This is a genomic window from Micromonospora sp. LZ37 (assembly GCF_059359015.1).
Genome location: NZ_JCADBL010000003.1, coordinates 24,665 through 49,033, shown reverse-complemented (window position 1 = coordinate 49,033; position 24,369 = coordinate 24,665). Strand labels below are relative to the sequence as shown.

The window sequence follows — 24,369 nt, the reverse complement described above, 5'->3', positions numbered from 1 at the left end:
CGCGGTTGGGTCCGGACGCACTGGCCAACGTCGCGCGTCGTCCAGTGATTCCCGGTGTGGTCCAGATCCGATCGTACGCCGTCGCGGCCGGGCTCACCCGGGGGCCGTGACCCGTCGCGGTGACCCGCGCCGCAGGCCGGCGGGCGGAGCGGCCGGGCCGGGCGGCGACGCCGTCGGGTGGGGCGGATGGGGCGGACGGGGTCAGCGGCTCCACTGCCGGGCCAGCCGGGCGCCCAGCGCGCGCAGCCCCTCGGCCGGCCGGCCCATCGCCGCCTCGATCCCGCCGCGCTCCTCCCCGCCGAAGTGCTCGACCAGGCTGTACGCCTCGGTCACCCCGGCGGAGGCGGCCTCCCGCCGCCCGGTGCTCACCCGTCCCGCCAGCACCACGCAGGGCACCCCACGGTCCCGGGCCGCGCCGGCCACCCCGGCGACCACCTTGCCGCGCAGCGACTGGTGGTCGAAGGAGCCCTCGCCGGTGATCACCAGGTCGGCGGCGTCGAGCGCGGCGTCCAGCCCGATCGCCCGGGTGACCAGGTCGATGCCGGACTCGCAACGGCCACCGAGGGCGAGGATCGCGGCGCCGAGGCCGCCGGCCGCCCCGCCGCCGGGCAGCGCGCCCAACCCCGCCGGGCAGCCCGGCAGGTCCCGTTCGAGCACCTCCGTCCAGCGCTCCAGCGCGGCGTCGAGCAGCAGCACGTCGGCCCGGTCGGCGCCCTTCTGCGGGCCGTACACGCTGCTGGCGCCGTGCAGCCCGAGTAGCGGGTTGTCCACGTCGGTGGCGGCGACCAGGGTGGCGCCGCGCAGCCGGGGCGCCCCGTCGAGCGCGGCGACGGCGGCCAGCGCCGCCCCGCCGTACGGCAGGGCCAGGCCGGTCCCGTCCAGCGGGGTGGCCCCGAGCGCGGCGAGCAGTCCGGCGCCCCCGTCGTTGGTGCCGGAGCCGCCCAGCCCGATCACCACCGTCCGGGCTCCGTGCTCCACCGCGGCGGTGACCAGCGCGCCCAGCCCGTACGAGGTGGTGGCCTTCGGGTCGCGCTCGGCGGTGGAGAGCAGGTGCAGCCCGCACGCCTGGGCGCTCTCCAGGTAGGCGACGCCGTCGGTGGTGAGCAGGATCTCACCGGCGGCGGGCCGACCGAGCGGATCGACGGTGGGCACCGGGATCCGGCGTCCGCCGAGGGCGTCGGCGAGCACCGCGACGAAGCCCGGGCCTCCGTCGGCGAGTGGCCGGATGAGCAGGTCGTCGGCGGCGGCGACGGTGCGCCAGCCCTCCGCCACGGCGACGGCGACGTCCTGGGCGGCCAGGGTGCCGGCGAACTTGTCCGGACAGAGCAGCACGCGCATGCCTGGCAGTGTGGCAGGCCACACCGGCTCGGGACAGTGCCGCAGCCCACACCGGCCCCAGCTGCGCCACCGGGGCGCTGTGGGACCATGAGGGCGTGACTTCGACCTGGGTGGAACCCTCCAACACCGCCACTGCGCTGCTGCTCCTCGGCCGCGGCAGCGACCCCGCCACCGAGCGTGGCGTGGAGTGTCCGGGCGACCTGCCGGCGCCGAGCGACCCGGATCTGGTGGCCCGCGCCACGGCGGCCAAGGCCGCGCTCGGCACGAAGGTGTTCGTGCTGGGTCACCACTACCAGCGCGACGAGGTGATCCAGTTCGCCGACGTGACCGGCGACTCGTTCAAGCTGGCCCGCGAGGCGGCCGCCCGCCCCGAGGCGGAGTACATCGTCTTCTGCGGCGTGCACTTCATGGCCGAGAGCGCGGACATCCTCACCTCGGACGCGCAGAAGGTGATCCTGCCCGACCTGGCCGCCGGCTGCTCGATGGCGGACATGGCGGTGCTGTCGCAGGTCGAGACGGCCTGGGACGTGCTCACCGAGCTGGGCATCGCCGGGGAGACGGTCCCGGTCACCTACATGAACTCCTCCGCGGACATCAAGGGCTTCGTCGGGCGCAACGGCGGCGTGGTCTGCACCTCGTCCAACGCCCGGCGGGCCCTGGAGTGGGCGTACGAGCAGGGTTCGAAGGTGTTCTTCTTCCCCGACCAGCACCTGGGCCGCAACACGGCGGTGCTGGAGATGGGCTTCTCGCTGGACGACTGCGTCCTCTACGACCCGCACAAGCCGAACGGCGGGCTCACCCCGGAGCAGCTGCGCGACGCGAAGATGATCCTGTGGCGCGGGCACTGTTCGGTGCACGGCCGCTTCACGCTGGACAGCGTCAACGACGTCCGCGAGCGGGTGCCCGGGGTCAACGTGCTGGTCCACCCGGAGTGCCGGCACGAGGTGGTCAACGCCGCCGACTTCGTCGGCTCGACCGAGTACATCATCAAGGCCATCGAGGCGGCCCCGGCCGGCTCGGCGTGGGCGGTCGGCACCGAGCTGAATCTGGTCCGCCGGCTGGCGCTGGCGCACCCGGACAAGCAGATCATGTTCCTGGACAAGGCGGTCTGCTACTGCTCGACGATGAACCGGATCGACCTGCCGCACCTGGTCTGGGCGCTGGAGGAGCTGGTCGCCGGCCGGGTGGTCAACCAGATCACGGTCGATCCGGACACCGCGCACCACGCCCGGGTGGCGCTGGACCAGATGCTCGCCCTGCCGGGCGCCGTCATCGCGCCGCCCACCGCCTCTTGATCACCCTCGGTCACATCGCTGGTACGGATACGCACCGGACACCCCAGTTCGTGCCCGCACTGGTGATGTGACCGATTCCATTTTCGTCACCGAGGGCTATGCTGCCGGGGCGATGACGCACGGCGGCCGTTTTGACCCGGCGCCGTTCCGGGTAGCTGGACAGCTTGTCCCACCCTCGACACATGGCACCACCTGACGCGCGCTGGAGGTTGCGTTGACCGACGACGTCCTGGTCGTACACGGAGGTACTCCGCTGGAAGGGCGGATCCGCGTGCGCGGCGCGAAGAACCTGGTCTCCAAGGCGATGGTCGCCGCCCTGCTGGGTGACAGCCCCAGCCGACTGTTCGACGTTCCGCGCATCCGCGACGTCGAGGTGGTCCGCGGCCTGCTCGGCCTGCACGGGGTGAAGGTCACCGACGGCCAGGAGGAGGGCGAGCTCGTCTTCGACCCGGCCAACGTCGAGAGCGCCAGCACCGACCAGATCAACGTGCACGCCGGATCCAGCCGGATCCCGATCCTGTTCTGCGGCCCGCTGCTGCACCGGCTCGGCCACGCGTTCATCCCGGACCTCGGCGGCTGCCACATCGGCCCGCGCCCGATCGACTTCCACCTCCAGGCGCTGCGCGAGTTCGGCGCGACCGTGGAGAAGACCCCGGAGGGGCTGCACCTGTCGGCGCCGAACGGGCTGCACGGCACCAAGTTCGCCCTGCCGTACCCGAGCGTCGGCGCCACCGAGCAGGTGCTGCTGACCGCGGTGATGGCCGAGGGCGTCACCGAGCTGCGCAACGCGGCGGTGGAGCCGGAGATCATCGACCTGATCTGCATCCTGCAGAAGATGGGCGCGATCATCAAGGTCCACACCGACCGGGTGATCGAGATCCAGGGTGTGAAGAAGCTGCACGGCTACACCCACCGGCCGATCCCGGACCGGATCGAGGCGGCCAGCTGGGCGGCGGCCGCGCTGGCCACCCGCGGCCACGTCGAGGTGCTCGGCGCGCAGCAGGCCGACATGATGACCTTCCTGAACGTCTTCCGCTCCGTCGGCGGCGAGTACGAGGTCACCGACGCCCGCCCGCCGAAGCTGGGCGACCCGGGCCAGGAGGGCGGCATCCGGTTCTGGCACCCGGGCGGCGAGCTCAACGCCGTGGCGCTGGAGACCGACGTGCACCCGGGCTTCATGACCGACTGGCAGCAGCCGCTCGTCGTCGCGCTGACCCAGGCCCGGGGCCTGTCGATCGTCCACGAGACGGTCTACGAGCAGCGGCTGGGCTACACCGAGGCGCTGAACACGATGGGCGCCAACATCCAGGTCTACCGGGACTGCCTCGGCGGCACCCCGTGCCGCTTCGGCCGGCGCAACTTCAAGCACTCCGCGGTGATCGCCGGCCCGAGCAAGCTGCACGCCGCCGACCTGGTCATCCCGGACCTGCGCGCCGGGTTCAGCCACCTGATCGCGGCGCTCGCCGCCGAGGGCACCTCCCGGGTCTACGGCGTCGACCTGATCAACCGAGGCTACGAGGACTTCGAGGCGAAGCTGGCCAGCCTCGGCGCGCACGTCGAGCGCCCGTAACCGACCTCGCCCCGCTCCCACCGCGCGCCCGGTGCACCGTGATGTGCACCGGGCGCCGGCGTTTGGCTACCCTTCACCTCGTGCCGTCGCTGTTTCGCCGCAAGTCCGCCGACCTCCCCGACTCCTCCGCCCCGGTGGCGACCGAGGAGCCGGCCCCCGCGCCCGCCCGGGGGTACACCCCGGCCAAGGGCCGGGAGACCCCGAAGCGGCCGGTCGCCGGCCGCCGGCCGGCCGGTCCGACCAAGCCGTTGACCAAGCAGGAGGCGCGGGAGCGGCGCCGGGTGGCCCGGGCCGAGGCCGCGGCGGAGTTCCGCCGCGAGGGCGGCCCCCGGGACCGGGGCCCGGAGCGGCTGCTGGCCCGCAACGTGGTCGACTCCCGGCGTACCGTCGGCACCTGGTTCTTCGGTGGCGCGCTGATCGTGCTGATCGGGTCGAACGCGGCGATGCCGCCGGCGATCCGGCTGGCCTCGAACGTGGTGTGGGGCCTGCTCGCGTTCGGTGTGGTGGTCGACTCGATCCTGATCTCCCGCAAGATCAGGAAGCTGGTCCGGGAGCGCTTCCCGAACAGCGGCGAGCGGATGGCGTCGCTCTACCTCTACGCGATCATGCGGTCGATCACCTTCCGCCGGATGCGCGCGCCCGCGCCGCGGGTCGACATCGGCGACCCGGTCTGACCGGTCACGACCGGGGTCGGGCCGGGGCGCCCGCCGCCCCGGCGACGTCGACCGCCGGCCCCTCCCGCCCCTGGTAGAGCCGGGTCACCACCTCCTCGATGTCCGGCTCCACCACCGAGATGTCCCGCAGCGTCGCCAGCCCGGCCAGCCCGGACACCACCTCGGCCACCCCGGCCGACTCCAGTGCGTAGACCAGCCGCCGGCCGTCGGCCTCGACCCGGTGCAGCGGCGCGCCGGGCAGCTCCGGCGGCGCGGCCAGCGCGGCGTCCAGCTCGGCGACGACGAGCCGGCGGGAGCCGTAGCGGGCGTGCAGGTCGGCGATCGAGCCGTCGTGCACCACCCGGCCGTGGTCGATCACGACCAGCCGACGGCAGAGCCGTTCGATGTCGGCCAGGTCGTGGGTGGTGAGCACCAGCGTGGTGTCCCCGGCCCGGCCCAGCTCGCCGAGGAAGTCCCGGACGGCCTGCTTGCTGACCACGTCCAGCCCGATCGTCGGCTCGTCGAGGAAGAGCACCTCCGGGCCGTGCAGCAGAGCGGCGGTCAGTTCGCCGCGCATCCGCTGCCCGAGGGAGAGCTGGCGGACCGGGGTGTCCAGGAACGCGTCGAGGTCGAGCAGCCCCCGGCAGCGGCGCTGCCGGGCGGCGTGCTCACCGGCCGGCACCCGGTAGACGTGCCGGAGCAGGTCGAACGAGTCGCGCAGCGGCAGGTCCCACCAGAGCTGCGAGCGCTGGCCGAACACCACGCCGATGCGCAGCGCGAGCCGGGTGCGCTCGGCGACCGGACGCAGGCCGCAGACCCGTACCTCCCCCGCCGAGGGGGTGAGCACGCCGGTGAGCATCTTCAGGGTGGTGGACTTGCCGGCGCCGTTCGGGCCGATGTAGCCGAGCATCTCGCCCCGCTCCACCCGCAGGTCCACCCCGTCGACGGCGGTGACCAGCCGCTTGTCCCGGCGCAGCCGGCCGGCCCGGACCCGGACGGTGAACTCCTTGCGCAGACCCCGCATGTCGATGACGTTCATGACCCCGTACTCCGGTAGTGGCGGACGCCGGTGCGCCAGGCCGCGGCCGCGCCCGCGGCGGCGACCAGCGCGACGGCCGGCGCGACCCACCCCGCCCAGGACGGCAGGCCGAGCGGGTCGGTCCGGCCGAGCAGCGCCAGCGCCGGCTGGTAGCTGACGAAGGCGAACCCCAGGCCGTAGGCGAAGGCCGCGCGGAACCAGCCCTCGAAGACCGTCACCGGGTACGACGTGAAGTCCCGCCCACCGTAGGTGACCGAGTTGGCCAGCTCCCCCGACTCGACCCACCAGAACGAGACGGTGGCGGTGGCCACGAAGAGCGCGCCGAAGAAGACCACCCCGGCCAGCGGCGCGACGACGGCCAGCACCACCCGGCCGGGCGTCCACTCGATCCCGGCGGAGACCAGGGCCACCACGAGGACCAGCAGCCCGAACAGCGCCCGGGACACCTTGCGCAGCGGCAGGTCCATCAGCAGCAGTTGGGGCAGCGCGCCGAGCGGGCGGACCAGCACCGCGTCGAGCAGGCCGGTGCGCACATAGCGGGGCAGCCGCTCGATGTTGCCCACCAGCAGGTCCGCTGTGGCGAACGCGCAGGAGGAGAGCCCCACCATGACGAGGGTCTCGCGGAGGCTGAAGCCGCCCAGTTCCCGGGTGACCCCGAAGATCACCAGCACGGTGACCACGTCGAACACGGTCGACCCGACGTTGCCCAGCACGTCGACGACGAAGGACGTCCGGTACGCCGTCTGCGACCGCGCCTGGGCCCGCAGCAGCGCCCGGTACGCCGCGATCGTGCCGCCGGCCTCAGCCACCCTGCACCACCAGCCGTCGCTCGGCCCGGCGCTGCACCCGGTGGCAGACGAACAGGATCGCCACCGTCCAGCAGAGCTGGAGGGCGACCAGGCCCAGCTGGGTGCCGGGCGGGTCCCGCTCGACCAGCACGTCGAGCGGGGTCTGGAGCAGGCTCGGGAACGGGGTGCCGAGCCAGAGCGCCCACTGGACGCCCTCGGGCAGGAATCGCAGCGGGAAGTAGAGCCCGGCCAGCACGCCGGAGCCGACGGTCCAGAGGATCATCGGGCCCCGGACGTCCTGCAACCAGTACGCGCTGGCGTTGACCAGGAACCGGCAGCCGAAGCAGAGCACGACCGCGGTCACCGCCGAGACCGCGAAGAGCGGGACGGTCGGCCACCGGGTGGGCAGGTACACGTCGAAGAAGATCGGCCCGACCAGCACCGGCGGCACCAGCCGGACCAGCGCGGCGTACCCGGCCCGGCCCAGGTCGGTGGCGAGGTAGCTGGTCACCGGGGGGACCGGCCGGAGCAGGTCACCGGCGATGTCCCCGGTCCGGATCCGGTCGGCCAGCTCGGTCCAGCCCCAGAGCAGGACGACCGCCAGCAGGCCCTGCCCCACCCAGACGAAGGTGGCGAGCTGGGCGCGGTCGTAGCCGGCGGCGTCGCCGGCGGTCCCGGCCACGGCGAGCAGCAGGTAGCAGCGGAGGAACCCGAAGACCGAGTTGGTGACCACGCCCGCCACGGCGGCCTGCCGGTAGGTGGCGTATCGTCGAAAGCCCGCACGGGATATCGCCCAGAATGTCCGAAACCATCGGATAACGTTTGGGTCCGTGGGCGGTGCCACAGTGGCGGTGACCGAGCCCACGCCGCTACCCTCCATCCGCAGCCACGCTGTGCCGGATCGGGCGACTCTACCGGCACCCCGAGGCGCCCGGCACGACAATTTGCAACGAGGTGACACCGCCGTGAGCGAGCGACGCGAGCCGGGCATCGGGGCGCGGCGCACGCGCGGCGACGGAGCCCCCCGATGACGGGCGGCTACCGCGACCGCTGGCACGATCCGGCCGAGCCGTCCTGGGTGGTCGAACCGACCACCGAGTGGCACCCCCAGTTCCCCGGCCAGCGCTACCCCGGCGACATCGGCACCCGGCACGCACCCCCGCCGCGCGGACGCGCCGGCGCGGTGGGCCGGGCCGAGGTGCCCCCGCTGGCGCCGACCCGCCCCGACGGGACGTACCTGGGCCGGTCCTGGGAGGACCACGAGGAGGAACTGCCCCGGTGGGGCGGTCCCGCACCCGACGAGCTGCCGGCCGAGCGGCCCAGCAACCACGACCTGTACCGGCCGCCGGCGCCGGAGCTGACCTGGAAGCGCGAGCGACGCCGTCCGGAGACCGACCGGCAGGCCGCCCCGGCCGGCCGCTCCGACGCGCGCCCCGACGAGCGGCCCGGCCGGCTCGACGCGCGACCGGACGACCGGTCCCGTGAGGCGGCGTGGCACCGCGACCGGGGCGGCCCCGACCGGTACGAGGCCCGGCCCGGCCACGGGCGGGTCGCGCCCGACATCACCCCGGTCTCCCCCGGCCCCCGGCCGGAACCGACGCGCGGCGCCGAGCCCGGCTGGATGCCCGAGCCGGACGAGGGCCTGCCGCCCCGCCGGCCCGCCGCCCCGGAGCGACCCGGGTACGACCGCCGGCCCGTCGACGACGGCCGACGCCGGGGTGCACCCGGCGACGCCTACGAGCAGTTCCCCGGCCCGGCCGACCGCCGCGCCCGTCCGGAGCGGGACGGCCCCTCCCGGTACCGGGAGGACGCGGAACGGGACGGCCCGACCCGGTACCGGGACGAGGCCGAGCGCTGGCAACCGCGCCGGGACCACGCGGAACGCCCACCGGCCGCCCGCGACCACGAGGACGGCTCCCGCCCGGCCCGGCCGGTGCCCGACCAGCGGTGGCAGCCGGGGTACGACGAGCGACGGCAGCCCGACCAGCGACGGCAGCCCGACGGGTGGGGCCCGCCCCGCGAGGCGGCCGCCCGGGCCGAGACGTACCCGGAGCGGCGCGGCCGTGAGGCGGGCGCACCCGGCGAGACGTACCCGGAGCGGCGGCCCCGCGAGGCCGTCCCGCCCGCCGAGACGTACCCGGACCGGCGGTCGCGCGAGGCGGCACCGGCCGGCGAGGCGTACCGCGAGCAGCAGTGGGCGCGACCCGGCGCGGACCGCGACGGCGGGCACCGGCCCGCGCCCGGACCGGCCCGGCCGGAGCACGGCCGGGACGGCCGGCGTCCCGAGTACGGCCGACCGACCGAGCCGACCCCACACACCCACCCGGACCCCCGCCCGTCCCGCTACGACGAGCGTCCCGCCGCCCGCGCGGCGGGCGCTCCCGCGCGCCCCGTCTCCGGCGCTCCGGTCTCCGGCGCGCCCACCTCCGGTGGACCCTGGTCCCGGCCGGTCGTGCCGGGTCGGCCGACCTCGGGCGCCCCTACCTCCGGCGGGCCGGTCCCGGGCCGGCCGGTCCCGGGCGCCCCGACCTGGGCAGCACCCGTCTCCGGCGCACCGGTCTCCGGGGCCCCCACCTCCGGCGGACCCTTCCCCGGCCGTCCCGTCTCCGGCGCACCCACGTCGCCCGCGCCCGTTTCCGGCGCACCGGTCTCCGGCGCACCCACGTCGCCGGCGCCCGTCTCCGGCGCACCCGTCTCGGGCGGGCCCTTCCCCGGCCGTCCGGTCTCCGGCGCACCCGTCTCGGGCGGGCCCTTCCCCGGCCGTCCGGTCTCCGGCGCACCCGTCTCGGGCGGGCCCTTCCCCGGCCGTCCGGTCTCCGGCGCACCCGTCTCGGGCGGGCCCTTCCCCGGCCGTCCCGTTTCCGGCGCACCCACGTCGCCCGCGCCGGTTTCCGGCGTACCCGTCTCCGGCGGGCCCCTTCCTGGTCGTCCCGTCTCCGGCGGGCCGACGGCGGAGCCGTACCCGCCGACGGCGGCGCCGCGCGGACAGCAGGGGCACCAGCCGGGTCGGCCGGTCCCGCCGCCGGGCGCGGGCGGTCCCGGCACCGCCCCGCCCGCCTCCGTCGAGCGGGGTGCCGTACCGCCCGTCCCGGGCCGCCATGTCCCGGACGCGCCGGTCTCGGGAGCCGCCGCTCCCGTCACGCCCGTCTCCGGGCCACCCGCCGTCACGCCGCCGGCCCGCCCCGAGCCGTCGACGCCGCCCGCCGGTCCGCCGGCCACCTCGGGGCTCGCCATCACGCCCGACCGGCCGCGCCGCTACGTGCCACCGGTCCCGACGCCCGAGAAGGCGCCGCCGCCGCAGTCGCGGACGTCCCCGCCGAACAGCGCGGAGGCCTGGTTCCGTCCGGCCAAGCCGGTGCCGGCGACCACCGAGCCGACCGGCCAGGACGAGCCGGCGCCGTCCGCGCCCGCCTCGTCGGCCCCGGCCGGCGTCCCCGCCGCGCCGCAGCCGTCGCCGGCGGAGGAGAGCCCGCTCGCGGGCCGGGAGGCCGCACCGGTCGCGCCGGTCTCGTCCCCGCCGGACCAGCGGGCCGAGCTGTCCGGGCCGCCCGCCGCGGCTGCCCCCGCGCCGCCCGTCCGCCCGGTGTCGGCTCCCCCGGCCGAGGCCCCGGCCGCCGATTCGGAAGTCGCGGCGACCCGACCCACCTCGGCACCGCCCGCGCCAGCCGGCGCCGGGGAGCCGACCGTCACGCGGCCGGTGTCGGGCCCACCCGCCGCCGCGGCCTCCGCAGCGCTGTCGGCCGACTCGCACGAGCCCACGACCGCGGCGGCGGCCTCCCCGCAGTCGGCCCCGGTGCCGCCCGTCGCGTCACCGGACCCGGCGACCGCGCGACCGTCCGCCCCACGGCAGGCGCGGTGGGACGACGACCGCGCACCGGCGGCCCCGGCCGACGAGGACGAGGCGCAGCCGGTCACGCCGACTCCGTCGGTGGCGTCCTCCGACGCCGGGACGCCGGCCCGCCCGGTCTCCGCACCACCGGCCCAGCCGGTCTCCGCACCACCGGCCCGGCCGGTCGAGCCACACGACCGGACCGTCGCGCCACCGGCCCCGATCTCGGGACCTCCCGCCCCCGTCTCCGCGCCGCCCGCCCCAGTGGCCGCGCGCCCGATCCCGGTCTCCGGACCACCCGCCCCGGTCTCCGCGCCGCCGGCCCCGGTGGCCCCGCCGCCCGCCCCGCACGACTCGACGCCGGCCCCGGTCGCCGCGTCGGCGGATCCGGCTTCGCCGTTCCCGGAGCAGGTGTCCCGGCCCCTCGACCAGGCCCCGCCGCCGGCCGCCCCGGTGCGCGACGAACCGACAGCGGCCCGACCCGACACCACGCCGGCGCAGACCGTGCCGACGCACCCGGAGACCCCACCGGCGCCGGCCGAGCCCTCGGCGGATCAGGTCGCACCGGCCGGCCCGGCACCGGCCTCGGCGGCGCCGCTGCCGGACCCGCCCACGACCGACACCGGCGAACCGGACGCACCGTCACCCGACCGCCTGACCGGCCCGGCGCTCGACCACGCCGCCGAGCCCGCGGAGCGTGCCGCCACAGCCGTCCAGGACGCCGTACCGCCGCTGGACGCCCCGGAACGGCAGCGGCCCACCCCGCCTCCGGCCGGCGCCCCCCAGGAGGAGCAGGACCGGCCCGCCGCCTCCCCGCAGGCCCCTCCGGCGCCGGAGCCGGACCAGCCGAGTCCGCCCACCGTCGACCCGGCAGCGCCGCACCCGGAACGGTCCACTGCGGGCAGCACCGCCGTCCCGGAGCAGCCGACCGTCCAGCCGACGCCGGAGCCGCCGAACACACCCGCCGTCGCCACCCCGGCCACGCCGGACGCGCGGGAACTGCCCGCCCCCGCCGGAACGACGGCGCCGCCCGGGACGCGGGAGCCGGACCGGGCCACCACCGCCACGGCGGGCGACGGCACCGCCGTACCGCCCGCTGTCACGGCCACGACGACGGACGACACCGGGAACGAGCCCTCCGTCGCGGCCCCGGCCGGCGACGCCGAACGGGACCAGACCCCGCCGGCCCCGGCCACCGACGCCCCGCAGGAGCACGCCCAGCCCGCCACGGACGCCCCGCAGGAACAGGACCAACCGGCCACGGACGCCCCGCCGAAACAGGCTCCGACGGCCACGGAGGCCCCGCCGGAAGCGGCCCAGCCTACCGACTCCTCGGGCGGCGCGGCGAAGAGCGTGAACCCGGCCGTCCTGCAGGGCGACCCGGAGCAGGTCTTGGCCGGGTACCGGTGGCGGCTGGACCCGGAGACGCTGCGTGAGGTGGCCGACGACCCGGACGAGCTGCGGGTGCTGCGGCGCCGGCTGACCGAGAAGCTCGGCGCGTCCCTCGACAACCGCGCCCGGGCCCGGCTGCTGAGCCTGCGTGCGGTGGCCTCCCGCATCGTCGGTGACCTGGACGACGCGCTCGCCGACGGGCGGCTCGCCCTGACGTACGCGGAGGCGACGGGCGAGCTGCGCCGTACGGCGCTGGCCCGCGCCCGGCTGGCCCAGGTGCTCCGCTGGCGGGGTGAGTTCGCCGAGGCGGACCGGCTCTTCGCCGAGGCCAACTCCACCGAGCTGCCGGACCCGTTGCGGGCGGCGCTGCACGAGCACGCGGGCCGGTCCTGCTACGACCAGGGACGGCTGATGGAGGCGTGCGAGCACTTCGAGCGGGCCCTCGACCTGCGCCGCGGCGACGACCCGGAGCTGACCGCGCGGATCCGCACCGGCCTGGACGCCGTGCACACGCGGGCGACCTCGCGGGGCGGCTTCGGGCCGTACCCCCGCAGCCAGGAGGAGGTGCGGCGCGGCCGCCGGTCGCCGGTGCCCACGCACGACGGCGGCCTGGACCGCTGGGGGTACGCCGACGCCGACGGCGAGCTGGTGCTCGGCTACGAGTACGCCGAGGCGCAGCCGTTCCACGAGGGGATGGCCTGGGTACGCCGCGTCGACTCCCCCGGCTGGGAGCTGATCGACGAGCGGGGCGGCACCCTGATCGGCCCGTCGTACGCGGCGGTGCGGGCCTTCGCCGACGGCCTGGCCTGGGTGTCGCGCGGCGGTGAGGCCGACTGGATGGCGATCGACGCCGAGGACACCGTGGTGGTGCCGGGGGCGGGTTTCGAGGAGGTCCGGCCGTTCCGTGGCGGCGTGGCCGCGGTGCGCCGCGGCGGCTGGGGCGCGGTGGACCGCTACGGCCGGATGATCGTGCCGGGCCGGTACCACGGGTTCGCCACCACCCTGGTCGACGGCCGCCGCTTCGACGGTTTCACCGACGAGGGGCTGGCCGTGGTGGACCTGGCCGGCCGGCGGGGCGTGGTGGACCGCAACGGCAGAGTGCTGGTGCAGCCGGCCCACCGGGCGCTGGTGATCCATCCGGTGGCGTTCTTGGTCTCCGACGGCGCCGGCCGCTGGGGCGCGCTGGACCGGCGCGGCGAGCCGCTGATCGACCCGGTGCACCCGGGGCGGGAGGCGGTGGTCGCCGAGCTGGACCGGCTGCTGACCGACGCCCACCCGGTGCTCTGACCCGCTGGCCGGTGTTCATGATCCGGTCGGGCTAGGGTCGGGGCATGGAATTCCGACACCTAGGCCGCTCCGGCCTGCTGGTCAGTGAGATCTCGTACGGCAACTGGATCACCCACGGCTCCCAGGTGGAGGAGGACGCGGCGCTGGCCTGCGTCCGGGCCGCCCTGGACACCGGCATCACCACCTTCGACACCGCCGACGTGTACGCGGCCACCCGCGCCGAGGAGGTGCTCGGCAAGGCCCTCGCCGGCGAGCGCCGCGAGGGCGTCGAGATCTTCACGAAGGTCTACTGGCCCACCGGCCCGGGCCGCAACGACCGCGGCCTGTCCCGCAAGCACATCATGGAGTCGATCAACGGCTCGCTGCGCCGGCTGCGCACCGACTACGTGGACCTCTACCAGGCCCACCGGTACGACTACAGCACCCCGCTGGAGGAGACGATGGAGGCCTTCGCCGACATCGTGCACGCCGGCAAGGCGCACTACATCGGCGTCTCCGAGTGGAAGGCGTCGCAGCTCCGCGAGGCCCACCAACTCGCCCGTGAGCTGCGCATCCCGTTGGTCTCCAACCAGCCGCAGTACTCGATGCTGTGGCGGGTCATCGAGGCCGAGGTCGTCCCCACCAGCGAGGAGCTGGGCGTCGGGCAGATCGTCTGGTCGCCGATGGCGCAGGGCGTCCTCTCCGGCAAGTACCTGCCGGGTCAGCCCCCGCCGGCCGGTTCCCGGGCCACCGACGAGAAGTCGGGCGCCGGGTTCATCGCCCAGTGGCTGACCGACGAGGTGCTGACCCGGGTGCAGCGGCTCAAGCCGCTGGCCGAGCAGGCCGGGCTGACCATGCCGCAGCTCGCCCTGGCCTGGGTGCTGCAGAACCCGAACGTCTCCTCGGCGATCGTCGGCGCCTCCCGCCCTGAGCAGGTGCACGACAACGTCAAGGCGGCCGGGGTGAAGCTCGACGCCGAGCTGATGAAGGCGATCGACGAGATCGTCGAGCCGGTCACCGAGCGCGACCCGGCGAAGACCGAGAGCCCGGCTCAGCGCCCCTGACGCCCACCCGGTCCGGCCGGCCCGTCGGGGCCGGCCGGACCGGCCGGCGGGCCGCTCAGTCCTGCCAGAAGCGGATCTGGTCCAGGCCGAGGGCGTAGAGCCAGCTCGGCAGGCCGAGCAGGTCGCCGACCGCGAAGACGGCGCCGAAGAACCAGCCGCCGATGCGCGGGTTCCACAGCAGCACGAAGAGCAGGATGAAGCCGTACGGGGCGAACATGTCGTACATGCGCCGCCACTGCGGGCTCAGCCAGGGCTGGATCATGTTGCCGCCGTCCAGCCCGGGCACCGGGAGCAGGTTGAGCACGCTCGCGGTGAGCTGGAGGAACGCCAGCAGCGCCACCCCGGCCCAGAACTGGACCGGCCCGCCGAGGACCTCCGAGCCGATCCGCAGCGCCGCCACCAGCACCAGCGTGAACAGCACGTTGGTGGCCGGGCCGGCGAGGCTGACCAGGGTGTGCCGCAGCCGACCCGGGATGGCGTGCCGGTCCACCCAGACCGCGCCGCCGGGCAGGCCGATGCCGCCGAGCAGCACCACCACGACCGGCAGCGCGATCGACAGCAGCGGGTGGCTGTACTTCAACGGGTTCAGCGTCAGGTAGCCCCGGTGGGCGATGTCCCGGTCGCCGGCCCGGAACGCGACCACCGCGTGGGCGTACTCGTGCAGGCAGAGCGAGACCACCCAGCCCGAGACGACGAAGAGGAAGACGTCGAACCGGACGTTGCCGTACCCGTTCCAGGCCATCACCCCGGAGGCCACGAAGAGCGCGACCAGGGCGAGGAAGATCGGGCTGGGCCGGAACGCCGCCTTGGGCACGCCGAGAACCAGCGGCTCACCGCCCAGGCGGTCGTAGCCCATCACTCCGCCGTCGGCAGCAGGCTCATCCGATACTCCACCCGGTCGTCCTCCACCAGCGCGACCGAGGTGACGCCGGACGCCGCGAGCTCCCGCCAGGTCTGGCCGATCCACGATTCGGCGTCCGCCTGGCTGCCGAACGTCTCCGCCGGTCCCTCGACCGACGCGCCGTCCGTGCCCTCGTACCGCCAGCTCCACGCCATGCCGCGTCTCCCCTCGCCGCTCCACCGTCCCCGGGGGACGGACCCCCGCAAGCGTAGTCGGCCGGTCGCGCGACGGCCCGACGCTCACCCCCACGGGCACCCCGACCGCCTCCGGGTGGTCCCACCGCCGCCGGCCCCGGCCGGTACGGTGACGCGGTGCTGACTCGAGGCGTGGTGCTCAGCGACCGGTACCGGCTGGGCGAACGGGTGGCAACCGGCGGCATGGGCGCGGTCTGGCGGTGCACGGACACCCTGCTCGGCCGGGAGGTGGCGGTGAAGGTGCTGCTGCCGTCGCTGGTGACCGACCCCGAGTTCACCACCCGCTTCCACGCCGAGGCCCGGATGATGGCCGCGCTGCGGCATCCCGGCATCGTCGCCGTGCACGACTTCGGCTCGGCGACGCTCGCCGACGGCAGCCAGGTCAGCTATCTGGTGATGGAGTACGTGGACGGTGAGCCGCTGACGACCTGGGTGCGTCGGGCGGGGCGGCTCGACCCGGCCTCCACCATGTCGGTGGTGGGGCAGGCCGCCGCCGCGCTGCACGCCGCGCACCGCGCCGGCATCGTGCACCGGGACGTCAAGCCGGGCAACCTGCTGGTGAAGCGGGACGGCAGCGTGGTGCTGGTCGACTTCGGCATCGCCCGGTCCAGCGCGATGGCCGGGCTGACCGCCACCCACATGGTGCTCGGCACCGCGTCGTACATGTCGCCGGAGCAGGCGACCGGGCAGCCGGTGTCACCGGCCACCGACGTGTACGCCCTCGGCGCGGTCGCCTACTACTGCCTGACCGGGCAGCCGCCCTTCGTCGGCGAGAACCCGTTGCAGGTGGCGCTCCGACACGCCCAGGACAGCCCGGCACCGCTGCCGCCGGACACGCCGCCGGCGGTCGCCGCGCTGGTGGAGCGGGCGCTGGCCAAGAGCCCGGGCGAGCGCTGGGCCGACGCGGAGCGACTCGCCGAGGCGGCGCAGGACGCCCGGGACGCCACCCTCGCCGTGCTCCCGGCGCCGCCCCGCCCGCCGTGGGCCATGGACGGGCCGGGCGTCGCCCTCGGACCGGCGGCGTCGACCGGGCCGGCGGGAGGCGGGCCGGCGGTGTCGGCCGGAGCTGGCCCGTCCGCACCCGCCGGGCCGTTCGGCCCGCCCCGCCCGGCGAGCCCGCCGGCGCCCGCCGTCCCCGGCGGACAGCAGGCGACGCCGCCGGCCGGCCACCCGGGCCGGTACGGCGTACCGGAGACCGCCCCGCCCCCGCACCACCCGGCCGGTGGCGCGGCGCGGCGGCGCCGGGTGGCGCTGGCCGGCGCGGGCGCGGTGGTGGCGGTGCTGGCCGGGGTGACCGCCGTGGTGGCGCTCCAGCCGGACGACGCGGCCCGGGGTGGTACGGAGCTGGCCGCGGCGGAGTCGGCGGCCGCCGGGTCCACCCCGGGCGCACCGGAACCCACCCGCTCCGCCGGCCGGCCGAAGCCGAGCGGGAAGGCCACCGGCTCACGTCCGGCAGCGACGGACGCGAGCCCGGCGGCGACCGGCACGACCACCGCGCGGCCGGGGGCGGAGCCGGGGTCCGCCGCGCCGAGCACCACCGCACCGGCTCCCGGGGCGACCACGACCACGCCGGCGAAGCCGAACCCGTACTCGGCGGGGCAGGTCTGCGGCAGCGGTTACCAGGTCATCGACTCGGCGGCGCTGACCGTCGACGGGGTGCGCAAGGGCAAGGTGTACCTGCTCTGGAACGAGACCGCGAAGGCCAACTGCGTGGTCACCCTGAAGGAGACCGCGGTCGGCGAGCGGAGCACGGCGTCGGCGTTCCTGGAGGTGCGGGGAGAGGCCCGGGCCACCGACAGCGGCTCGTTCGAGTACTACGCCGGCCCGGTCCGCGCCGCAGCCGGCGGCACCTGCGTGAAGTGGGGCGGGGCGACCGGCGGCGCCAGCTACGGCAGCGGTTTCGAGCACTGCGGCTGACCACGGGCCGGCGGGCGGCCCCACGCCGCTCCGCTCTAAGGTACGGACATGTCCGTTGACGGGTGGCACACGATCCTGGTGCTCGGCGGTATCCGCTCGGGCAAGTCGGAGTTCGCCGAGTCCCTGGTGGCCGACGCCCCCACCGTCCGCTACGTGGCGACGGCGGCCGACGCCGACCCGGGCGACGCCGAGTGGGCCGCCCGGCTGGCCGCGCACCGGGAACGCCGGCCCGGCGGCTGGACCACCGAGGAGACCGCGACGGACCCCCGCCGGCTCGCCGACGTGATCTCCTCCGCCGGCCCGAACGAGACGCTGCTCGTGGACGACCTGGGCGGCTGGGTGACCGTGCTGCTCGACCCGGCGCACCAGCCCGCCGACGACGTGGCCACCATCGCCGAGCTGGCCACCGCGGTCCGCGACAGCGCGGCGCGGATCGTGCTGGTCAGCCCCGAGGTGGGGCTCTCGCTGGTGCCCACCACCCCGCTGGGGCGGGCGTTCACCGACGCGCTCGGCGCGGCGAACCGGGCCGTCGCCGACGCCTGCGACGCGGTGGCGCTGGTGATCGCCGGCCAACCGGTCTGGCTCAAGCCCGCCGCCGGGCCGCGCGCCACCGGCGTGCCCACCCAGGCCGCGCCCTCGACCCGCGCCAACGGTACGACGGCGGAGCCGGAGACCCCGCTGCCGGACGTGCTGACCCCCACCGTGCCGGCGGGCACCGGCGCGAAGGCCGGCGGCGACGGCACCGCGTGGGCGGCGCCCACCATGGCGCTGCCGATGGTCGCCACCGGCCTGGTCATCCAGCCCGGCATGGAGCTGCCGATGCCCGACGAGTACGCCGGGCCGCAGGCCGTCGACCGGCTCGCCACCCTGGACGTGCCGGGGGCCGGGCTGGGTGTGCTGGAGCGGGTGGTCGGCTTCGCCGCCGCCACCCAGGGCACCGCCACCCCACGGGCCTGGGGTTCGGTGCGGGTGCTGCTGCTGCAGGGCGACCACGAGGGCGGCGCCGCCGCCGGCACGGTGCCCGGCGAGTCGTCGCGGCGGGCCCGGCAGGCCCGCGCGGGGCGGGGCGCGCTGGCCCGGCTCGCCGCGGAGAGCGGCGCGAGCCTCCAGGTGGTGGACGCCCCCTCGGCGGCCCCCATCGAGGAGGGGCCGGCGTTGAGCCCCGCCGCGGTCGAGTCGGCCCTGCGGCACGGCTGGCGACTCGCCGAGGAGGCCGCCGACGCGGGCGTGGAGCTGCTGGTGCTGGGAGCGTGCGGCGCCGGCACCGAGGCCGCCGCCGCCGCGGTGCTCGCGGCGACCGCCGGCGCGGAACCCCCGGCGGTGCTGGGCCGGGTGGTCACCGCCAACGGCGAGATCGACGACGCGGCGTGGATGGTCCGCTGCGCGGCGGTCCGGGACGCGCTGCACCGGACCCGGCGTTCCCCCCGGGACGCCAAGGACGTGCTGGCCGAACTGGGTGGCGGCGACATCGCGGTGGCCACCGGCGTGCTGCTCGGCGCGACCGCCCGCCGGGTGCCGGTGCTGCTCGACGGCCCGGTCGGTCTGGCCGCCGGCATGGTGAGCCGGGACCTGGCCGGGCAGGCCCGGCACTGGTGCCTGCTGGCCGACCACGGCGGCCACCCGGCCGTCCGGCTCGCCGCCGACGTGCTCGGCCTGAACCCCCTGCTGGACCTGCGGCTCGACCTGGGCGAGGGGGCGAACGCGCTGGCCGCGCTGCCGCTGCTGCGGTCGGTGCTGGCGCTGGCCGCCGCCCTGCCGGTACACCCCCGGCTCGGCGGCGGCGAGGACGAACCGGACTTCACCGAGCCGGAGCCCGCCGGTCCGGGGCCGGCCACCACCGAGCCGGACTTCGCCGAACCGGAACCGGCGGGCCCCGGCCCGGCCAGCACCGGGCCGGACTTCCCCGAGCCGGACTTCACCGAACCCGAACCGGCCGGGCCCGGCCCCACCACGACCGGGCCGGAGCCGGACCGCGACCCGTCCGGCTGGCGTGCCGGCTGAGCCGGGCCGCACCGACGGCCTGCGGCTGGCGCTGACCACCTTCACCACGCTGCCGGTGCGGGCGGGCCGGATCGACCGGAGCGTCGCGGGCACCGCGATGGTGCTCGCCCCGCTGGTCGGGGCGCTGCTCGGCGTGGTGCTGGCGGGGGTGCTGCTGCTCCTCGGCGCGCTCGCCCCGCCGCTGGTCGCCGCCGGGGTCACCGTGGGGTGCGCCGCCCTGCTCACCCGGGGACTGCACCTGGACGGGCTGGCCGACACCGTCGACGCGCTGGGGTCGTACCGGCGGGGGGCGGCGGCGCTGGAGATCATGAAGAAGCCGGACGTGGGGCCGTTCGGGGTGGCCGCGCTGGTGGTCGTACTCCTGCTCCAGACGGCGGCGCTCGCGGAGCTGGTCGGGCGGTCCTGGCCGGCGGCGCTCGCGGCGGTGGTCGCGGCGACGGCGGGGGGGCGGCTCGGGGTGGCGGTGGCCTGCCGGCGGGGTGTGCCGGCGGCCCGGCCGGAGGGGTTGGGCGCGCTGGTCGCCGGGACCGTCGGGCCGGTCGCCCTGGCCGTCGGCACGGCCGCCGTCGCGCTCGCGGCGGTGCCGGCCGTGCCGGGCCGCCCGTGGCAGGGGCCGGTCGCCGTGCTGGCCGCCACCGCCGTCGCGGTGGGGCTGCTGCGCCACGTGGTACGCCGGCTCGGCGGGGTCACCGGCGACGTGCTCGGCGCCACCGTGGAGGTCGTCACCACGCTGGTCTACCTGGGACTGGTGCTGTCCGGCTGAGCCGGACCGGTGGCGGCGGGTAGCGTTTGCCCCGACAGCACCGGCGCGGCCACCCGGGGGACGACTTGCTCATCACGGACGACTTCCTGCCCGTTCCGGTTCCGGAGTCGCTGAGCGCGACCTACCTGGTGCCGATGGCGGGGTTGCCGCGGGTGAGCCCGAAGACGGCGGTGCAGGCCCTGGCCGGCCGGCTGGCCGAGCCGGTGCACGGGCTGGCCCGGCAGATGCTGGACAGCCCGCTGATGACCGTGGACACCCGGACCGTCGACGAGTTCCCGCAGTTGCCGCCGGACCTGCTCACCGCGTTCGGCGCCACCGAGGCGCAGCTGGGCCGGCTCGCCGCGGCCAGCCACCTGGTGGTGGTGCAGGCCGAGTACCGGCCGGGGTGGCCGCCGGCGCACGAGTGGGCGGCCCGGGCGGTCGCCGCGGCGGTCGCCGAGTCGGTCGACGGTGACGTGGTGGACGTGTTCGGCCTGCAGTTCCTGGACCCGGCGGCCGCGCTGCGCTCGCTGCCGGACGCGCAGGGCCGGGTACGCCTGGTCGACTGGGTGCTCGTCCCCTACTCCTCCGACGCGGAGGGGCTCTGGTTCACCACCAAGGGGCTGCGCCGGTTCGGGCTGCTGGAGTTGCAGACCCAGGGCGTGCCGGACCATCTCACCCGGGCCTGGGGCGCGGTGATGACCGGGGCGGCGCGACGGCTGCTGCGGGACTGGACCGACGGGCTGGCCGGCGAGGAGGTGCCCGCGTTCGTGCAGCTGCCGGTGCTGGCCACCGTCACCGGGCACGACATCGCGGTGGCGTACGGCAACCCGGAGCAGCACGGCGCGACCGCCCCGGTGCTGCTCCGGCTGGAGCTGGACCCGGCCACCGACCCGGAGGCCGACTCGTTCCTCAGCCTGCGCCCCCCGCCGGGGCACACCGGGCCGGCCGGGAAGTACTTCGCCGCCGCCTGCGCGACGCTCTTCTCCGGCATCCAGCCGGACGTCCGCTACGCCCGCCCGGGCGACGCGATGAGCAGGGCGGTCGCCACCGCCCGCGCCGGGCTGGACGGCATCCGGGCCCGCTTCCTCGCCGACGACCTGCCGCCGGAGTCGCAGCTGGTGGTGAAGTACGGCCTCCCCGGCGACGAGGGCCCGGAGTACGTCTGGGCGGGGGTGACCTCGTGGGACGCGCCGGAGCGGATCGTCGGCCACAGCGCCAGCGACGCCAACACCGACCCGACCGTGCGGATCGGCTCCCCGGTGGTGGTGGAGGCGAGCGACATCGTCGACTGGGCGATCCTCGACGGCACCGGCGTCATCGAGGGCGGCTGGACCCAGGCCGTCCTGGACGCCGGCGAACCCCCCGCCTGACCCCTCCCCCTCATACCTCCCCGCCCTGTCCCAGTCCCACTCCCAGTCCGGTGATCATGAAGTTAGCGGCGAAGTTGATCGCAGAGACTGCCGCCAACTTCATGATCACCGAGGCGTAGGGGTGGGGGTTACTTGACTGAGGGCTGGACGAAGGGGGGTCGGGTGACGCGCATCTGGGCGCGGCGGCCGCGGATGTCGACCTCGACCAGGTCGCCGTCGGCGATCCCCGGCTCGGTGTCCAGCAGAGCCAGGGCGACGCCCTGCTTCTTCGTGGGGCTGAAGGTGCCGCTGGTGACGACGCCGACCCGGTCGTCGCCCAGCAGTACGGTCATCCCGGGGCGCGGGATGGCGCGGTCGACGGCCTCCAGGCCGCGCAGCGTACGCCGGGGGCCGGCCGCCTTCTCCGCGAGCAGCGCGTCCCGGCCCCAGAAGGCCGGCTTGCCCCAGCCGACCGCCCAGCCGGAACGGCCCTGCAGCGGCGTGATCTCCAGCGACAGGTCCTGCCCGTGCAGCGGGTAGCCCATCTCGGTGCGCAGGGTGTCCCGGGCGCCCAGGCCGCAGGCCCGCAGTTCGGGCTCGGCCGCGAAGAGGGCGTCCCAGACGGCCACCGCGTGCTCCGCCGGCACCACCAGCTCGTAGCCCAGCTCGCCGGTGTAGCCGGTGCGGCACACGGTCAGCTCTCCGCCCTCCAGCGTCGCGGTGGAGAAGCTCATGTAGTCGTGCGCCACCGGCAGGCCCAGCGCGCCGAGCAGCTCCGCCGAGCGGGGGCCCTGCACGGCCAGCACGGCGTACGCCTCGTGCTCGTCGGTGACGGTGATCCCGGCCGGCGCGGCGGCGCGCAGCCGACGCACCACCTCGGCGGTGTTCGCCGCGTTCGGGATGAGGAAGACGTGCTCGTCGTCGTGCAGGTAGGCGATGATGTCGTCCACCACGCCACCGGTGGCCTCGTCGCAGCAGAGCGTGTACTGCGCCCGGCCGGGACCGATCCGGCCCAGGTCGTTGCTGAGGCAGGCGTTGACGAACGCCGCCGCGCCCGGGCCGGCGACCCGCGCCTTGCCCAGGTGCGAGACGTCGAAGACGCCCACGGCCGTCCGCACCGCGGTGTGCTCCTTCAGCACGCCGCCGCCGGCGTACTCCAGTGGCATCTCCCATCCCCCGAAGGGGGCGAACTTGGCGCCGAGAGCGGTGTGCCGCTCGTGCAGCGGGGAACGGCGCAGCCGGGTCGCGGCGGCGTCGGAGGTCACGTCCGTCATGGGTGGCAACTTACCCGTGGCCACACCGGTGGTTAGCATCGGCGGGACCCGTCATGAACAACGGCGGGACGCACCCGACGTCCGGCGGGTAGGTTGCCGCCGGAGACCTTCATCGCTGGTCCGCGACGACGCGACCGGCCCGGCCCGCCCGGAGTAGCTTCAGTGACATCGCCCCGCACCACCCTGAGCCTGGTCGACACCGACCCGGCCGAGCTCGCCGTCGACGCGATCGTGATCGGCGTGCACAGCCAGACCGGACAGCCGGCCGCCACGAACGGCCCCGCCGGGACCCTGCTGCTGGCCGACGGCGCGGAGAGCATCGCGGCCGCCTTCGACGGCAAGCTGACCGAGACGCTGGCGCTGCTCGGCGCGACCGGCGGCCCGGGCGAGGTGATCAAGCTGGCCACGCTGGGCACGGTCACCGCGCCGATCGTGGCGGCCGTCGGGCTCGGACCGGAGCCGACCGGCGCCGCCCCCGCCCCGGAGACGCTGCGCCGGGCCGCCGGCGCGGCCGTCCGGGCGCTCGCCGGGGCACCGCGGGTGGCGCTGAGCCTGCCCCTGCCGGACGACGCCGACGCCCCGGCCGCGCTGCGCGCGGTCGCCGAGGGCGCGCTGCTCGGCGGCTACCGCTTCGCCGGCTACAAGACCAAGCCGCAGCCGACCCGCCGGGAGCCGGTGGCCGAGGTGCTGATCGCCGTGCCGGACGCCGCCGAGGCGACCGCCCGGGGCGAGATCGAGCGGGCCACGGTGGTGGCCGGCGCGGTCCGCACCAGCCGGGACTGGGTCAACACCGCGCCGAACGAGCTGCGTCCGCCGGCCTTCGCCGAGGCCGTCGCCGCCGCCGCCCGCGAGGCCGGGCTGGGCGTGGAGGTGCTGGACGAGGAGGCGCTGCGGGCCGGCGGGTACGGCGGCATCATCGCCGTCGGGCAGGGCTCGGAGGCCCCGCCGCGCCTGGTCAAGCTCACCTACACCCCCGCCGGTGGCGGCACCGGCAAGCGGGTGGCGCTGGTCGGCAAGGGCATCACCTTCGACACCGGCGGCATCTCGATCAAGCCGGCCCAGGGCATGTGGGAGATGAAGTCCGACATGGCGGGCGCGGCCGCGGTCGGCGCGGCGATGATCGCGATCGCGGCGGTGAAGCCGTCGGTGGCCGTCACCGCGTACCTGCCGATGGCGGAGAACATGCCGTCGGGCACCAGCTACCGGCCGGGTGACGTGATCACCATGTACAACGGCAAGAAGGTGGAGGTGCTCAACACCGACGCCGAGGGCCGGATGATCCTGGCCGACGCGATGGCGCGGGCCTGCGAGGACGGTACCGACTACCTCTTCGAGACCTCCACCCTGACCGGTGGGCAGGTCGTCGCGCTGGGCAAGCGGATCGCCGGCGTGATGGGCACCCCCGAGCTGTGCGAGCGGGTCAAGGCCGTCGGCGAGTCCGTCGGCGAGCCCGCCTGGCCGATGCCGCTGCCGGACGAGGTCCGCAAGGGCATGGACTCCGACGTCGCGGACATCTCCCAGGTCAACGCCGGCATGGACCGGGCCGGTCACATGCTCCAGGGTGGGGTGTTCCTGCGCGAGTTCGTCACCGAGGACGTGGCCTGGGCGCACATCGACATCGCCGGCCCGGGCTACCACTCGGGCGAGGCGACCGGTTACTGGACCAAGGGCGGCACCGGTGTGCCGGTCCGCACCCTGGTGCAGTTGGTCGAGGACGTCGCCGCCAACGGCTGACAGCCTCCCGCAAGCCCTGA

At 76.1% G+C, this 24,369-nt stretch carries 17 protein-coding genes; 10 read left to right on the top strand and 7 right to left on the bottom strand.

Translation table 11 applies throughout. The features are described 5' to 3' along the window. Window positions 1-201 precede the first annotated feature (201 nt). Window positions 202-1,338, bottom strand: coding sequence for a glycerate kinase family protein (locus tag AC5L3Z_RS07860; RefSeq protein WP_494840712.1), 1,137 nt, complete (start codon window positions 1,336-1,338; stop codon window positions 202-204). A gap of 95 nt (window positions 1,339-1,433) precedes the next feature. Here AC5L3Z_RS07860 and nadA point away from each other — a divergent pair, with 95 nt between their 5' ends. From nadA to AC5L3Z_RS07845, 3 genes are all read left to right on the top strand, one after another. Beyond that, entirely contained in the window at window positions 1,434-2,633 is a 1,200-nt protein-coding gene (gene nadA / locus AC5L3Z_RS07855) for a quinolinate synthase NadA (protein WP_494840711.1), read from the top strand. Between the two features lie 214 nt (window positions 2,634-2,847). Next, window positions 2,848-4,203, top strand: coding sequence for a UDP-N-acetylglucosamine 1-carboxyvinyltransferase (murA, locus tag AC5L3Z_RS07850; RefSeq protein WP_494840710.1), 1,356 nt, complete (start codon window positions 2,848-2,850; stop codon window positions 4,201-4,203). 80 nt (window positions 4,204-4,283) lie between these two features. Then, entirely contained in the window at window positions 4,284-4,877 is a 594-nt protein-coding gene (locus AC5L3Z_RS07845) for a DUF3043 domain-containing protein (protein ID WP_494840708.1), read from the top strand. Between the two features lie 4 nt (window positions 4,878-4,881). On the opposite strand, the gene AC5L3Z_RS07840 is transcribed toward AC5L3Z_RS07845, so the two are convergent. From AC5L3Z_RS07840 to AC5L3Z_RS07830, 3 genes are read right to left on the bottom strand one after another with little or no spacing between them, the layout of a single operon-like run. Further along, a complete protein-coding gene (locus AC5L3Z_RS07840; protein WP_494840706.1) occupies window positions 4,882-5,895 on the bottom strand; it encodes an ABC transporter ATP-binding protein in 1,014 nt (337 codons plus the stop codon). After that, window positions 5,892-6,704 (bottom strand): ABC transporter permease, encoded by an 813-nt coding sequence (locus AC5L3Z_RS07835; RefSeq protein WP_494840704.1) that lies wholly within the window; start codon window positions 6,702-6,704, stop codon window positions 5,892-5,894. The genes AC5L3Z_RS07840 and AC5L3Z_RS07835 overlap by 4 nt, the downstream gene beginning before the upstream one ends. Beyond that, a complete protein-coding gene (locus tag AC5L3Z_RS07830) occupies window positions 6,697-7,548 on the bottom strand; it encodes an ABC transporter permease (protein WP_494841265.1) in 852 nt (283 codons plus the stop codon). The genes AC5L3Z_RS07835 and AC5L3Z_RS07830 overlap by 8 nt, the downstream gene beginning before the upstream one ends. Window positions 7,549-7,710: 162 nt before the next feature. On the opposite strand from AC5L3Z_RS07830, the gene AC5L3Z_RS07825 reads away from it, so the two are divergent. Together AC5L3Z_RS07825 and AC5L3Z_RS07820 are read left to right on the top strand one after the other, a co-directional pair. Beyond that, entirely contained in the window at window positions 7,711-13,191 is a 5,481-nt protein-coding gene (locus AC5L3Z_RS07825) for a WG repeat-containing protein (RefSeq protein ID WP_494840702.1), read from the top strand. A 44-nt stretch (window positions 13,192-13,235) separates the two neighbouring features. Next, entirely contained in the window at window positions 13,236-14,234 is a 999-nt protein-coding gene (locus tag AC5L3Z_RS07820) for an aldo/keto reductase family protein (protein ID WP_494840700.1), read from the top strand. A gap of 55 nt (window positions 14,235-14,289) precedes the next feature. On the opposite strand, the gene AC5L3Z_RS07815 is transcribed toward AC5L3Z_RS07820, so the two are convergent. Both AC5L3Z_RS07815 and AC5L3Z_RS07810 read right to left on the bottom strand, forming a co-directional pair. Beyond that, window positions 14,290-15,090 (bottom strand): site-2 protease family protein, encoded by an 801-nt coding sequence (locus AC5L3Z_RS07815; RefSeq protein WP_494840698.1) that lies wholly within the window; start codon window positions 15,088-15,090, stop codon window positions 14,290-14,292. Then, on the bottom strand, window positions 15,090-15,290 hold the full coding sequence (locus AC5L3Z_RS07810) for a hypothetical protein (RefSeq protein ID WP_334531201.1): 201 nt from the start codon (window positions 15,288-15,290) through the stop codon (window positions 15,090-15,092). The genes AC5L3Z_RS07815 and AC5L3Z_RS07810 overlap by 1 nt, the downstream gene beginning before the upstream one ends. A gap of 156 nt (window positions 15,291-15,446) precedes the next feature. Between AC5L3Z_RS07810 and AC5L3Z_RS07805 the strand changes: the two genes are divergently transcribed. From AC5L3Z_RS07805 to AC5L3Z_RS07790, 4 genes are all read left to right on the top strand, one after another. After that, window positions 15,447-17,246: a serine/threonine-protein kinase gene (locus AC5L3Z_RS07805; RefSeq protein WP_494840696.1), complete on the top strand. Its 1,800-nt coding sequence runs from the start codon at window positions 15,447-15,449 to the stop codon at window positions 17,244-17,246. A gap of 48 nt (window positions 17,247-17,294) precedes the next feature. Beyond that, a complete protein-coding gene (locus tag AC5L3Z_RS07800; RefSeq protein ID WP_494840695.1) occupies window positions 17,295-19,247 on the top strand; it encodes a bifunctional adenosylcobinamide kinase/adenosylcobinamide-phosphate guanylyltransferase in 1,953 nt (650 codons plus the stop codon). Further along, entirely contained in the window at window positions 19,237-20,010 is a 774-nt protein-coding gene (gene cobS / locus AC5L3Z_RS07795) for an adenosylcobinamide-GDP ribazoletransferase (protein ID WP_494840693.1), read from the top strand. Before AC5L3Z_RS07800 ends, cobS begins: the two co-directional genes overlap by 11 nt. A gap of 65 nt (window positions 20,011-20,075) precedes the next feature. Then, window positions 20,076-21,362: a DUF2314 domain-containing protein gene (locus AC5L3Z_RS07790; protein WP_494840691.1), complete on the top strand. Its 1,287-nt coding sequence runs from the start codon at window positions 20,076-20,078 to the stop codon at window positions 21,360-21,362. A 128-nt stretch (window positions 21,363-21,490) separates the two neighbouring features. Here AC5L3Z_RS07790 and gcvT read toward each other — a convergent pair whose 3' ends face one another. Then, a complete protein-coding gene (gcvT, locus tag AC5L3Z_RS07785) occupies window positions 21,491-22,615 on the bottom strand; it encodes a glycine cleavage system aminomethyltransferase GcvT (protein ID WP_494840690.1) in 1,125 nt (374 codons plus the stop codon). 162 nt (window positions 22,616-22,777) lie between these two features. Here gcvT and AC5L3Z_RS07780 point away from each other — a divergent pair, with 162 nt between their 5' ends. Beyond that, window positions 22,778-24,349 (top strand): leucyl aminopeptidase, encoded by a 1,572-nt coding sequence (locus tag AC5L3Z_RS07780; RefSeq protein ID WP_494840688.1) that lies wholly within the window; start codon window positions 22,778-22,780, stop codon window positions 24,347-24,349. The last annotated feature ends 20 nt before the right edge of the window (window positions 24,350-24,369 follow it).

Excerpts from the sequence above, each read along its gene's own strand:
- AC5L3Z_RS07810 (WP_334531201.1), bottom strand. The coding sequence starts at position 15,290 with ATGGCGTGGAGCTGGCGGTACGAGGGCACGGACGGCGCGTCGGTCGAG.
- AC5L3Z_RS07800 (WP_494840695.1), top strand. The coding sequence starts at position 17,295 with ATGTCCGTTGACGGGTGGCACACGATCCTGGTGCTCGGCGGTATCCGC.
- AC5L3Z_RS07815 (WP_494840698.1), bottom strand. The coding sequence starts at position 15,090 with ATGGGCTACGACCGCCTGGGCGGTGAGCCGCTGGTTCTCGGCGTGCCC.
- AC5L3Z_RS07820 (WP_494840700.1), top strand. The coding sequence starts at position 13,236 with ATGGAATTCCGACACCTAGGCCGCTCCGGCCTGCTGGTCAGTGAGATC.
- AC5L3Z_RS07840 (WP_494840706.1), bottom strand. The coding sequence starts at position 5,895 with ATGAACGTCATCGACATGCGGGGTCTGCGCAAGGAGTTCACCGTCCGG.
- AC5L3Z_RS07825 (WP_494840702.1), top strand. The coding sequence starts at position 7,711 with ATGACGGGCGGCTACCGCGACCGCTGGCACGATCCGGCCGAGCCGTCC.
- AC5L3Z_RS07860 (WP_494840712.1), bottom strand. The coding sequence starts at position 1,338 with ATGCGCGTGCTGCTCTGTCCGGACAAGTTCGCCGGCACCCTGGCCGCC.
- gcvT (WP_494840690.1), bottom strand. The coding sequence starts at position 22,615 with ATGACGGACGTGACCTCCGACGCCGCCGCGACCCGGCTGCGCCGTTCC.